This is a genomic window from Sphingobium sp. B1D7B, assembly GCF_025961965.1.
Lineage (GTDB): Bacteria > Pseudomonadota > Alphaproteobacteria > Sphingomonadales > Sphingomonadaceae > Sphingobium.
In genome coordinates this window covers 658983-672400 of the sequence record NZ_JAOQOR010000001.1, presented here as the reverse complement: position 1 = coordinate 672400, position 13418 = coordinate 658983, and the positions used below count along the sequence as shown (strand labels likewise).

Annotated in this window: 7 protein-coding genes and 1 riboswitch; of the genes, 5 read left to right on the top strand and 2 right to left on the bottom strand. The window is 64.9% G+C overall.

The features are described 5' to 3' along the window. Positions 1-55 precede the first annotated feature (55 nt). From M2336_RS03120 to M2336_RS03100, 5 genes are all read left to right on the top strand, one after another. Positions 56-319 (top strand): FeoA family protein, encoded by a 264-nt coding sequence (locus M2336_RS03120; protein WP_264573940.1) that lies wholly within the window; start codon positions 56-58, stop codon positions 317-319. After that, positions 319-2184 (top strand): ferrous iron transporter B, encoded by a 1866-nt coding sequence (feoB, locus tag M2336_RS03115; protein WP_264573939.1) that lies wholly within the window; start codon positions 319-321, stop codon positions 2182-2184. Before M2336_RS03120 ends, feoB begins: the two co-directional genes overlap by 1 nt. A gap of 108 nt (positions 2185-2292) precedes the next feature. Beyond that, positions 2293-2820 (top strand): single-stranded DNA-binding protein, encoded by a 528-nt coding sequence (ssb, locus tag M2336_RS03110; protein ID WP_264573938.1) that lies wholly within the window; start codon positions 2293-2295, stop codon positions 2818-2820. A 452-nt stretch (positions 2821-3272) separates the two neighbouring features. Next, positions 3273-3352: riboswitch (cyclic di-GMP riboswitch) on the top strand. A 435-nt stretch (positions 3353-3787) separates the two neighbouring features. After that, on the top strand, positions 3788-5449 hold the full coding sequence (locus tag M2336_RS03105) for a ShlB/FhaC/HecB family hemolysin secretion/activation protein (protein ID WP_264573937.1): 1662 nt from the start codon (positions 3788-3790) through the stop codon (positions 5447-5449). Between the two features lie 51 nt (positions 5450-5500). Beyond that, a complete protein-coding gene (locus tag M2336_RS03100; protein ID WP_264573936.1) occupies positions 5501-12421 on the top strand; it encodes a beta strand repeat-containing protein in 6921 nt (2306 codons plus the stop codon). Between the two features lie 23 nt (positions 12422-12444). Here M2336_RS03100 and M2336_RS03095 read toward each other — a convergent pair whose 3' ends face one another. After that, positions 12445-13011, bottom strand: a complete 567-nt coding sequence (locus M2336_RS03095) for a hypothetical protein (RefSeq protein WP_181561165.1) — start codon at positions 13009-13011, stop codon at positions 12445-12447. A gap of 226 nt (positions 13012-13237) precedes the next feature. After that, on the bottom strand, positions 13238-13402 hold the full coding sequence (locus M2336_RS03090) for a DUF1674 domain-containing protein (protein ID WP_264573935.1): 165 nt from the start codon (positions 13400-13402) through the stop codon (positions 13238-13240). Between the last annotated feature and the right edge of the window lie 16 nt (positions 13403-13418).

Genomic DNA, 13418 nt, shown 5'->3' with positions numbered 1-13418 from the left:
TTCTATCGGGCGATATTGATAGTCGTTCGCAAAACCACCAGAGATCGATATTGCGTTGCGCCTGACCTCCCTAGAACCCAATCGCCCAGCCTATGTCGACAGTGTCGACTGGAACGCCATATCCGAGATGGACGGTCGCCGCTTGCGTGAGCTCGGCCTGCATGAGGGCGCCAGCGTTGAACTGCTCCATCGCGCCGGATTTACCGGTCGCGGCGCGCATGCCTGCCGCATCGGGCGCATGATCGTCGCCATGAGGGCAGCGCATGCCGATGCCATCCATGTCCGTACTGCGGCTGATGCAGGTGGGGCAGCGGCGTGATGGATGATCGCTTCACCATCGCGCTGGTCGGCAACCCCAATGCCGGCAAGAGCGCGCTCTTCAATGCGCTGACCGGCGCGCACCAGAAGGTCGGCAATTATCCGGGCGTCACCGTTGAGCGCAAGCTCGGAAGGCTGGTGCTGCCGGATGGGCGGACAGCCGATCTCGTCGATCTTCCCGGCACCTATAGTCTCGATGCGAAGAGCCCGGACGAGCAGGTGACCCGCAACGTCGTGTTCGGCCATCAGGAAGGCGAACGGCGGCCGGACCTCCTCGTCATCGTCGTCGATGCCGCCAATCTCGACAATCACCTGCGCTTCGCGCTGGAATTGATCGCGCTCGGCTCGCCCTGCGTTCTGGCGCTGAACATGGTCGATCTGGCGACCCGCGACGGACTGGAACTGGACGCGACGCAGCTTGCGGCCGACCTCGGCGTACCGGTCATCCCGACCGTCGCCGTGCGCCGGCGCGGGCTGGATGATCTGAAGGCGGCCATGGTGGCGGCGGTGCCAGCCCATGCTCCCGCGCCCGCCGTCCTCGCAACGCACGCAGCGCGGGACGCAGATGATCTGCGGCGCGAAGCGCGCCGGATCGCGCAGCGCGCCATCGTCGCCGAAACGCCGACCCGCCGGATCACGGCCCAGATCGACCGGATCGTGCTCCACCCGCTCCTGGGTCCGCTCATCCTGCTGGCGCTGCTGTTCGTCATCTTTCAGGCCGTGTTCGCCTGGTCAGAGGCCCCGATCGCGATGATCGAGGAAGCGTTCGCCTCCCTTCAGGCAGCGATGGAAGCGATCCTGCCCGAAGGCTTCGTGCGCGATCTCATCGTACAGGGCGTCATCAACGGCGTGGGGTCGGTGGTCGTCTTCCTGCCGCAGATCCTCATTCTCTTCTTCTTCATCCTCATGCTGGAGGCGACGGGCTACATGACCCGCGCCGCCTTCCTGATGGATGGTCTGATGGCGCGGGTCGGCCTGTCCGGTCGCGCGTTCATTCCGCTGCTCTCCAGCTTCGCCTGCGCGATTCCCGGCATCATGGCGACGCGGACCATCTCGGACCCAAAGGATCGCCTCACGACCATCCTCATTGCGCCGCTGATGACCTGCTCGGCGCGCTTGCCGGTCTATACGCTGATCATCGCCGCCTTCATCCCCTCGACCACGGTCTGGGGCGGGGTTGGCCTGCAGGGTCTGGTGCTCTTCGCGCTGTATGTCTCCGGCATCATCGGCGCGGTCATCGTCGCGATGCTGCTGCGCATGGGCGTCATCAAGGGGCCGGGCGGCAGCTTCCTGATGGAATTGCCGAAATATCAGATGCCGATGCTGCGCGACGTCATCATCGGCCTGTGGCAGCGTGCGTGGATCTTCCTGCGCCGCGCCGGCACGATCATCTTCGGCACCACCATTGTCCTGTGGCTGCTGCTCTCCTTCCCCAAGCCGCCGGCGGGCAGTTCGGCCAGCCTGGTCGAGTATAGTGCGGCGGGGCGCATCGCGAGCGTGATCGAGCCGGTGCTGCGGCCCGTGGGGTTCAATCATGAAATCGCGCTGGCGCTGATCCCGGCCATGGCAGCGCGTGAGGTCGCGGTGTCGGCGCTCGCGACGGCCAATGCCATCGAGGCCAGTGAGGATGAGGACGAGACCGCCCGCACACTTGGCGAACGCCTGCAGGGGCGCTGGTCGCTGCCGACGGCGCTGGCCTTCCTCGCCTGGTTCGTGTTCGCTCCGCAATGCCTGTCGACCATCGCGGTTGCCCGGCGGGAGACCAATGGCTGGCGCTGGCCGCTCTTCATGACGGCCTATCTGTTCGGGCTGGCCTGGCTGGCCGCGGGCGCGACCTATTGGACGGCCGTCGCCTTCGGCCTTTAATCGACGCAAGGCACATGCAGAGCGGTATTGCGATCTGGACGAGACGCCGTTCAGCTTTATAAGCAGCCGTTCGATTTCCTATCCTCGTCGCGTTTTTCGGAGGGCTCCATGGCAGGCAGCGTCAACAAGGTCATTCTGGTCGGCAATCTCGGTGCCGATCCTGAAGTGAAGAGCTTCAGCAATGGCGGACGCATCTGCAATCTGCGCATCGCGACGTCGGAAAACTGGACCGATCGCGCCTCCGGCGAGCGCCGTGAGCGGACCGAATGGCACAGCGTCGTGATCCGCTCGGATGGCCTGATCGGCATTGCCGAAAAATATCTGCGCAAGGGCAAGAAGGTCTATCTCGAAGGCTCGTTGCAGACCCGCAAATGGCAGGACCAGAACGGGCAGGACCGCTATTCCACCGAGATCGTGCTCTCCGGCCCCGGCGCTGTGATGACGATGCTCGACGGCGGCCAAGGCGGTGGCGGTGGCGGCGGCGGTCAGGGCGGTGGTGGCGGCAGCCGCAACGATAGCTGGGGCGGCGGTAACGACGACTTCGGCGGTGGTCGCTCCTCGTCTGGCGGCAGCGGCGCGCGCTCGAGCAGCAGCGCGTTCGACGACGGGCTGGACGACGACGAAATTCCGTTCTGACGGTCGCCCGGCGCGCCGAGGTGCGCGCGGGTTCCTTCCAGCGATAAAGCTAGCGCCGGCAGTCTGAATGGACGTGCGGAGCGCTTCTGCGCGTGGGTCTGTCCGCGCCTACGGCGTAAGCAGTTGGCCGCCAGGGGAGCGACCGCGCCGCCGATCGCAGTGAGCATGTCAAAATCCCAGGGTCCGCGTCAGTTAAATAGAGTTTAACTATAGTCTTCAGCGCAACCTAGCAGAGCAATTGCGATGCGCGAGTAGCGAAGCCGCAATGCCATAAGACAAATCTCGTTCCTTATCTTGGCGACTGCCCGGATTATTCCGGAATCTACGAAATTTTCACGCGAACGTGGGTCAGCGCGAAATTTCTATTAATCCTTCATCTTTGCAATCGGCTCTCATTAACCTTGACGGGCTCGATTAACTATGCCCATTAACAGACCGATGAGATCGCCTTGATCTCGAAAGGGCAAACCGTCGGTAACGGCGGGACGCAAAGCCTCCGGTCCTGAGCCTTCAGGATAGCGGGGTTGCCGAAAGGTCGAACATGACACCGCGTGATCTTCCGGGCTCCCCCAGGAGCCTTCGAAAGCCGCCATGCTCCGTCGTGGAGCTATGCGGGTTTTCCTTTGAATATCTTGAAAACAGGCGCGTTTTCGCGCGCCGAATGTGGGGCGCGCGATGGCGTAGCCTTGAGCCGCTGACATCGCTGCCACCGCAGAATGAGCGGGCCGGCACGGTGAGGTGGCCCTGCGGAGCCCTGCGATCACGGGCTTTGCAGCAAGAGCAAAAGGCTTGTCGGGCTTCAGCTGGGCCGGGACTTGGCCGCCAGCCTGTCACGGTTACCGACCGCCGCGCGACAACCGCTCTCGTTAAAGATTTCAGAGCCGCCTGACGGCGCTCGCACACCGCGATGCAGGGGGGCTGCATCGTGGCGCTCAATCACTTTCCGATGGGGAACAAGGGGATCGGAATGACCATGACGACTCGTAGCTTATTGCTGGCCGCCATCGCGCTGGCGGGCACATCCGCGCATGCGCAGCAGACTGTCGATCCCGGAAGGGTCGACGAGCGTCTGCGCGGGCAGCCGGCCATGCCCTCGGTCGCGCCGGTGGAACTCCCGCAGGCGCCCACATCGGAGGCTGCGCCGGAGAGCACGGCGCCGCTCCGCCTCTCCCTCATCCGGTTCGAGGGAGCGACCGCGGTGCCGCTCGACGTTCTGAACGCTCTGGCCCAACCCTATCTCAACCGCGACATCACCTTGGCCGACCTTTTCCGGCTCGCGGAAGCGGTGACGACGGAATATCGGCGCCGGGGTTTCGTGCTGTCCCGCGCGGTGGTCGCGCCGCAGCGTATCGAAAACGGCGTTGCGACGATCAACATTGTCGAGGGCTTCATCGGTGACGTGCGCGTCGAGGGCGATCCCGGCGGCTATCGCCCGCTCCTCGAAGGCTATTTCGCGCCGGTGCGGGCCGAGCGGCCGACCTCGGGCGATGATCTCGCACGTGCGCTGCTGCTCGCGCGCGACCTCAAAGGCGCCAGCGTGCGTGCCGTGCTGACCCCGTCGAGCGACGAAGGGGCCGCCGACCTCTCTCTCCTCGTCGCGCGCCAACCGATCGAGGCCTTTGTCGCGGTGGATAATCGCGGATCGCGCTGGCTCGGGCCGGTGCAACTCTTCGGAGGGCTGGTTTTCAACGATCTCGCGCAGCTGGGCGGACGCCTTGCCCTCACCGCGGTGGCCGCCCCTGATGAAAGCGGTGAACTGGCCTTCGTGTCTGGTGCCTATGATCAGCCGCTCGGCGGTTCCGGGCTGCGGATGAGCGGCTTTGCCAGCTTCGCGCGCACCAAGCCGGGCGACGAGCTGCGAGTGCTGGCCGTGAAGGGCAAGAGCTTCAGCTGGGGCCTTGCTCTCCAATACCCCTTGGTGCGCAGCCGGCAGACCAACGTTCTCGGGCGGTTCTCCTGGCAATCGCGGGAGAGCAGTTCCCGCAATCGCCTGATCGATCCGGTTTTCGATGACCGCATTCGCACCGTCACCGCCGAATTGCTGGGCAATCATGCCGACCGGCTGGGCGGCCAGACGACGCTGCGCGCCTCCGTGACGCAGGGGCTCGACGTTTTCGATGCGACAAGGCTGGGCGACCCCGCGAAATCACGAGGGACTGCATCGGCGATGTTCACCCGTCTCAATGGCGAAGTCACGCGGGTGCAGCCCCTCTATCGCGGCCTGCATCTTCTGCTCGGCGCCACGGGTCAGTGGTCGGCCGAAAGCCTGCTGGCCTCTGAGGAGTTCGGCTTGGGTGGCGCCCAATATGGCCGCGCCTATGATCCCTCCGAGATCACCGGGGACAAGGGCATCGCCGGCAAGGTGGAGCTTTTCTACACCATCGCCGCGCGCGGCATGGGGACGGTCGAACCCTATGTCTATTATGAAGGCGGCCGTGTCTGGCAGAACGATCTGCTGCCGGGCGAGCGCCCGCGCGCCGGATTGCGATCCTATGGCGTCGGCCTGCGGGCCGGCATTGCCGACCGTTTCAGCCTCTCGATGGAATACGCCAAGCCCGTCCACCGCGCCGTCAGCGCAGAGGGCAACCGGGATGGCCGCATCTTCGTGTCCCTGAGCGCCGCTTACTGAGCCGGCGCGACCCTCGTCGCGCCGATCGTTCCGATTTCGTGGAGACCTGATATGAGCACGTCCACTCTCGCAGCACAGCCCGCCCTCTCACCCCTTCGTGGCCGCCGGACCGCGCTGCTGCTCTCGGCAGCCATTCTCGCGCTGGCCAGCGCACGCCCCGCTCTCGCGCAGGACGCAAATACTCTGCCGACGGGCGGCGTCGTGGTCGGCGGCAGCGCCATCATCGGCGCGCCTGCTTCCTCCAGCCTCGCCATCACCCAGACGAGCGATCGGGCGCTGATCGAGTGGAACAGCTTCGACATCGGCTCGAATGCGCAGGTCACCTTTTCGCAGCCGGGCGCCAGCGCCGTCGCGCTGAACCGCGTCGTCGGGGGCACCGCGCCATCGCAGATTGCCGGGTCGCTCAATGCCAACGGGATCGTCGGGGTGATCAACAGCAATGGCGTGATGTTTGCCGGCACGGCTGACGTGAATGTCGGCGGTTTGATCGCCAGCAGCGCCAATGTGGTGGATGCCGATTTCATGAACGGCGGCCCGCTCGCCTTCACCGGTATGCAGGGATCGACAGCCGAGATCGTGGTCAGCGCTGGCGCCAATATCAGCATTGCCGATCAGGGCCTTGCCGCGCTTTTTGCGCCGAGCGTGCGCAATCAGGGCGTGATTTCGGCCCGGCTTGGCCGCGTCGTGCTCGCCTCGGGCAGCAGCGCCACACTGGATCTGGATGGCACCGGCTTTCTGGAAATCGGCCTCGGTGCAGACAATGCGCTGGTCGAGAACAGCGGCACGATTGCCGCGCGCGGGGGCCAGATCCTGCTCACGGCCCGGACAGCCGGTGCCCTGATCGATCAGGTGGTCAATAGCGGCACGCTCACGGCGTCCGGCATGACCTCCGAACCCGACGGGACGGTCGTGCTGTTCGCCCAGAGCGGCGACCTTGCGATGAGCGGAACCATCGATGCCGGTGCGGACGGTCTGGTCGGCGCCAGAGCGGCCGGCGGGATCGACGTCACCTCGGCGCTGTCCGTGTCTGGCGATATGCTCGTGGAGGGCGCCCGCATCGGCGGGGCCGGGCAGATCAATGTAGGCAACGGGGCGCTGGAAATGTCCCTCAACATCGGCGGTGCCGATGTGAGCGGCAATGGCGATGTGATCGGGGATGCGCTCGGTGTGATCGGCACCGTCGCCGGTGGCACGCTGCTGAACCTGGGCGAGGGCATCTACGCCGCCGGCGCGACCGTTTCGCGTAACAACGTCACCATAAATGGAGATGGTCTCGCGACAATTTTGCTCCCGCTAACCGGCGGGCAGATCAACGGCCTGACCGTCAATGCCGATGACGTGACGATTACCGGCATGCGGTTCATCGGTAAGCTGCCCGAAGGCGCGACCGCATCGGGTTTTGATTGGGGAGGCTCGGTTACGCGTGGCATCGCGCTGCTCAATAGCGCGGATAACGCAACGATCGCCGGCAACAGCATCATCGGCGTGCGCAACGGCATTCTCGTCGATGGACGCAATGTCGCCGATCTGCGGATCACCGGCAATCTGATCGACAATACAAAGAGCGGCATTTCCCTCCAATATGTCGATGGGTCCGCCCCCGGGTTCGTGATCAGCGGCAACAGCGCGGGTGCTTTCGGCAACGAGTGGGGCATCAACCTGCATCTGAACGGGGTGTGGAACGGCACCACGACCACGTCCGGAAACGGCCTGCTCGGCGCCAATATCTCGCTGGAGGAGCAGGGGCGACTGCTGGCGCTGAGCGGCGCCAATGGCGGTATGTCCGTGTTCAACCAGGCCTATACCGCCTCGAACCGAACGCATGTCACAGTCGCAACAAACGGTTCCGGAGGCGCTCAGGGATCGGCGGCGACGCCTCTGTCGTCGGTACAGGCTGGCGTGAACGCCGTCGTGTCCGGCGGCATGGTGGAGGTGCGGGACGGCACCTACGATCTTGGCAGTTCGCAACTCGTCATCCGCAAGGCGCTGACCCTGACTGGCCAGTCGGAAAGCGGCGTGATCCTCGATGGACGCGCGGTCAGCGGCAACGGGCTCGGGACGATCTCCGTCTTTGCCGACAATGTGTCTCTGTCGAATTTCACGCTATATGGCAGCACGCTCGCCGGCGGTAATTACGGTATCAAGGTCCAGCCCAATCCGGCGGGGCATGTTAGCACGCCGGGCGGAACGAGCGAGCGGGTCCACGACTTTGCGATCAGCAATGTGACGGTGCGTGGCTCGCGGCGAGCCGAGCTGGACCTTAACGGTGTGGTCGGTGCTCGCATCACCAACTTCACCGCCGATGGCCGCAGCGTCGCCGACGACGCAATTCTCACGGAAGGGGCCGGTGTGCAGATCACCGATAGTGCCAATGTGGTGCTGGAGGGCGTGCATACCTTTGGCAATGATTGGGGCGGCGTTGCCCTGTATCAGAGCAACAAGAGCAGCGGCTATAATGGGCAGACGACGAACATCACCATCGATGCTGCTCTCAACAGCTTCGAAGAACAGCTGGGTCTGTTCAGCCAGCTTGAATCGACCACGCAGCAGTTCGGCCAGCTCAACCTCACCGGCTTCGATTATGCGGTGCGCAACAGCGATCATCGCAGCGATGATCTCGACCGGCAGTTCATCTTCTATCGCACCGACCTGGCGGATGCGCTCAGCTTCGCGCGGGACGTGGGCAATGCTGCGGCCAGTTCGATCGAGGGATACGGCCCGGGCGGCCTGACCAACATCTTCACCGTGGCCGAAGGTCTGTCGATCAACACAGCGATCGGCGATGCGCGGTCCGGCGCGGCGGTGAATGTCGCCGCCGGCACCTATGAAGAGACCGCAGCCATCACCAAGGCGCTGACCCTGAGCGGCGCAGGCATGGATGAGACGATCATCACCGGCGGCATGACGATCAGCGGCAGCCCGAGCGGACTGACCCTGCGGAACTTCGCGGTGCGGGGCTCGGCCGGCTCCGCGGTGATCAGCAACAGCGGGACGATCACCGGGCTAACCCTGAGCGGCGTGCGGATCGACGGCGAGAATGTCGCTGGTCGCCACGGCTTCATTGGCGGGCAGATTGGCGGCGATATCGCGATCACCGGCTCGGAATTCCTCAATATCCGTGGCTGGGCAGCGTTCGATACGCGCAGCGGTGCGGGTGGCGCCAATGACGGCGCGCAGATTGGGAGTGTCGTGTTCAGCGGCAATCTGCTCGACCACACGGCAGGGCACATCGCCTTCCGGCAGCAGAGCGGCGACTTCGATTATCCGGATGTAACGATCGCCCAGAATATCGTGCGCAATGGCGGCGATTCGGACCTCTCGTTCGGCGCGATCTTCAAGGCGTTCCGCGCCGGAACCGTCGATTTCGTCGGCAACAGCGTCAGCGATGTCGGCGTGAGCAGTTGGACTCCCGGCGGCGAAGCCACCTACGGCGCCGTGCTGATGATGCGCGGCGTCGAGGCGCTGAACCTCACCGACAACATCTTCACCAACAACAATCAGGTTCTGGCTGTCGAGCCCGGCTTTGGCCTGCCGACGGCGACGACCATCACCGGCAACAGCTTCATCAACAATCGCTATGATTTCTACCTGCCGACCAATGTCGCCGGCGGGGGGACACTCAGCTTCGGCAGCGGCAACAATTTCGTCGCGGGTGACGCCACCGTGCAGCATATTGTGTGGCGCAGCGCGAATGATCTCGATCTGACCGGAGTCAGCTTCAACGGGGTGCTGGCGAGCGCACTGACGCTGGACCAGCTCTTCGCTGTCGAAGATCGGATTACCCATGGCGTCGACGTGGCCGGCGCGGGTCTCGCCCATGTGGTGGCCGGCCAGCTCTTCGTCACCACGGTATCCGGCCCGGATGCTGTGCGGCGCGCCCTGGCGCTGGGCCAAGATGGCAACAGGCTGAACCTGTCGGCGGGCACCCATAGTCTCACCGACACGCTGTTTATCACAAAGGATATCGACGTGGTTGGCCAAGGCTCCGGGCTGACCGTGATCGATGCCAGCGGGCACGGCCATTACGGCATAAGGGTGAATGCCGACGATGTCGCCTTGAGCGGCTTTGCGTTGCTCGGCTCGCAAGCGAACACCAGCTCTACCTATGGCATCAAGGTTGAAAAGCGCGGCGATGCCGACTCCCGCAACACTGGCTTTGCTATTACTGATGTGGCGATCAGCGGATCGCACAAAACCGGTCTCGATCTGAACGCCGTCGTCGGCGCGACCATCGATGGGGTTTCGGTCAGCGGCGTCGTGGCCGGCAACGGCATTTCGATCACCGACAGCGCCAATGTCGTTGTGCGCAACAGCCAGACGGCCGGCAATGCCTGGGGTGGGCTGGCGCTCTATCAGGCCAACAACATCGACGGTGGTGGCAGCACCCAGCAACTCACCAATATCACGATCGAGGCGAGCAACAGCTTCAGTGAATCGAACGGCCTCTACCTGCAGAATTCTTCCACGATGACGGCGCCCGGTGCGATCAACATCCTAGGCTACGATTATATCGTCCGGAATGCGGAGCACCGGCAGGACGGCGCGCAGTTCACCTTCTTCCAGAAGAGCCGGCAGGACGCCTTCAATTATGCCGTCAACCTTGCAGCGGCGAACGCGAGCCTTGTTCAGGGCTGGTCGGGCACGGCGAGCAGCGGCATCTATTATGTCGGCGAGGGGCAGCTCGATGGCGGGGGGACGGCGATGCTCTCGCTCCAGTCGGCCTTCGACGACTCTAACACGGGCGACGCGATCTTCGTCGGCGCCGGGCGCTATAATGAAGCGGCCAGCCTGTCCGGCCTGCGCGCGCTCATCTTCGAGGGCGCGACTGTGGACGGGATGACGCTTGGCGGCGGCGCGGCCGGCAGCAGCATCAGGGGCTCGGTGACGGTGGGGCAGGGTGGCTTTACCGCCGCCGGTCTCCTCACCCTTTCCGGGGATATGGTGATTGGAGCGCAGGCGGGCACGATCAGCTTGGCCTCGGTCGACGGAAACCATGGGCTGAGCCTGAGCGGCAACAATGTGGCGATCAGCAGCGCCGCGATCGGCCGTCTGGACGCCATGGGTACGACGCTCTCGGCCACCAACATCGCCACGACCGCCAGCCAGACCTATACCGGCGCGACCAGCCTCTCCGGCACGTTCAGCACAGGCGGCAGCGCCTTCCGAGTGGATGGCGCGACCACGCTTGGTGGCGCAACCACGTTGGTGACGAACGGCGGAGCTGTCCGTCTGGGTATCGTCAGCGGACCCCAGACGCTGGCCGTGAACGCCGGGCAAGGCGCGATCGAGCTGGGGTCGGTGAACCTCGGCAGCATCACGGCGACCGGCGGTCAGATCATGACCGCAGGTGCTGTCACGACGGGAGCGCAGAGCTACACCGGCGCGACGACGCTGGCCGGCACCTACAGCGCAACCGGCTTCTCCGTGAACGGCGCCACCACGCTGGCCGGCGCCACCACGGTCGATGCGCTGGCGGTGGCCAGTTTCCTCGCCATCAACGGCAGTGCAGGCGGTGGCCAGACGTTTACGCTGAATGCGAGCACGGCGGCTCTGGGCAATATCGGCCAGATCACCCGGCTTGGCGCAACGCGCGTGACCGGCAATCAGGTCGTGCTGAACGGCAGCAGCTACACGGCGAGCGGGCTGGCGTTCAGCGGAACGGCGAGCGGATCAGCGCTGCGCCTGACACAGGCGCTCACCCAGTTCGATGCGCGTCCCGGCGGGTCGATCGCGATCAGCCCCAATCTGATCGGCACCGCCAATGCGGCGCAAAGCGTGGCGTTCCTCACCGGCACCGGTCTTGCGGGTGCCACAGGGGATGGTAACGTCAGCCTCGGCAATCTGGGCAGCGAAAGCGTGCGGCTGGGCAGCCTGTCCGTCACGGGCGGGAACTTCTCCGCCGCAACCGTCAAGCTGGCGGGCGACTTCACCTCGCAATTAAGTGGCAACCAGCTGTTCAGCGCGAACACGCTGGATACGCTCGGCAATGTGAGCGCTTCGGTGACTGGCAGCGAGAGCGGCCCCATCGTGGCGGGTGGCTCCGTGGCGGTCAGCGCGGGCGGTTCGGGCACTGGCTCGATCATAGCGGGCGGCCCGGTGCAGCTTGCCTACACCAGCAATGTCTCGCGCGACGTCAGTTCGCAAAGCAGCGTCTCGCTCACCTCGAGCGGCAGCGTGGGTGGCTCCATCCAGGCGGCCGGGCCGGTGGCGCTGAGTGCGACGGGGCCGGTCAGCTCGTCCGTCACCTCCGGTGGCTCTGCGTCCATCGCCTCGCAGTCGGGCATATCGAGCACGGTCAATGCGGGCGGCGGCGTGAGCGTCTTGGCGGGGTCCGGCAATGTGAGCGGATCGATCAAGGCGACCGGCCCGGTCACCGTGCTGGCCAGTGCCGGGTCGATCAGCTCGCAGATCGTCACGGCGGGCAGCGCGTCGGTCACCTCGGGCACGGGCAGCATTTCCAGCGCGATCAACGCCGGTGGCGCCGTGTCGGTGGCGGCACCGGGCGCGGTGACCAGCACCATCAGCTCGGGCGGCACGATCTCGCTGCAGTCGAACACGCCGCTCAACGTGCAGGTCAACGGCGGCGCGCTCATCGTCGATGCGCCCGGCGGCACCATCGAGGGTGTGTTCAAGGAGATCAGCAGCAATGGCGACGGGTCGTTCGTGGTCAACGATCAGCCTGTGGTGGCTGGCGGCAAGATCAACCCGAACCAGATCATCACGGACACGTTCATCACGCCCGTCGGCGGTCAGGTGACCGGCACGGGCGAGATCATCCTGCCCGCCAATCTCACGCTGGGCGTAATCGCGCCCACCAGCGCTTTGGCTGGGCCAGCGCGGCCTCCGATCGTCGTCAACACGGTCCAGCGGCTGGGCGAGCTGCTGCGGCAGGGCTACAGGGCGATCATCATCCAGATCGACGAGGGCCAGCAGGAGGTGGAGCGGGAGCTGGAACTAGCCAGCGCGCGCTAAGGATCAGCCTCGCCCCCGCTCGCCTAGATTTCCGCGATCTGCGCGCAAATCCGGTCAAGTGAGGCGGCTTCCCGCTCGACTTCCCGCAGGCCGATTTCCAGCGGGCAGTTCTTGATATCCCGGCAGTTCAGGATCTTGCCGGATGCGCCCTGTGCGCCGTCGATGATCAGCTGGCGGAACTGCGCGGTGCGCTGGAGGCTGCCATCGATGGTGGCGATCACCGCCAGCGCATCCTGATCGTGCCGGTCGCGCATGGCGACCAGCGCGCGCAGTTCGGCGAGCAGCTTTTGCAGCGTGGGGCGGGTTCGTCCGCCGACGGAGCGCACATCGCCGAACGACTCGCGCATGGTCGAAACCTTGTCGGCGGTCGTCCGCTCAAGCTGGCCCCAGGCGAGAATCAGGCGGCCGACCGCCTGCAACAGCGCAGCATCGCCATCGGCAGGCGCAGTCGCAGGTCGTGCGCCGGGGAAAAGATCGGGCTGGTCTTCTGAAAGTGGTTCGCCGGTCGGCGTGGGAGAACCGACCGGCGTTCCTTGCTCGACACCGGCATTGTTGCCGGGCGAAGCAGAAGTTCGGTGGGAATCGGACACGTTGCTCATCCGTCAGGCAACAGCGCGCATCGGCATGATGGTGGGATCATCACAGCAGACACAATGGCATCTCGCCCCAAGACCAGCGAACCGACTCTTCGTCCCACTCTCTTTGTGGAGTGTTAAGTGTACTATATGACTGATAGCCGCCGATAGTGCATCCGAAAATTGCGTTGTACCAAGGCGAACGCCAAAAAAATGCAACATTGCGTGCAGGGGGCGGCGCTCAAAAATCAACGGCGATGCCCTTGCGCTCCCAGTCGCCGAAGCGGGTCGGGTCCAGCTCCTCGTCAGAAGGGCGCGGCTGCGCCGGGGCTTCCTCGGGCTGGGGCACCGGCGGGCTTTTCGAAAGGTAGCTCGGCGGCTTGAGATGATCGGGGCGTTTTCCCACGCTTTAGTGCTCCGTT

Bases quoted from the DNA above. Each gene is read 5' to 3' on its own strand.
- M2336_RS03105 (WP_264573937.1), top strand. From the start codon at position 3,788: ATGACCATGACGACTCGTAGCTTATTGCTGGCCGCCATCGCGCTGGCG.
- feoB (WP_264573939.1), top strand. From the start codon at position 319: ATGGATGATCGCTTCACCATCGCGCTGGTCGGCAACCCCAATGCCGGC.
- M2336_RS03100 (WP_264573936.1), top strand. From the start codon at position 5,501: ATGAGCACGTCCACTCTCGCAGCACAGCCCGCCCTCTCACCCCTTCGT.
- ssb (WP_264573938.1), top strand. From the start codon at position 2,293: ATGGCAGGCAGCGTCAACAAGGTCATTCTGGTCGGCAATCTCGGTGCC.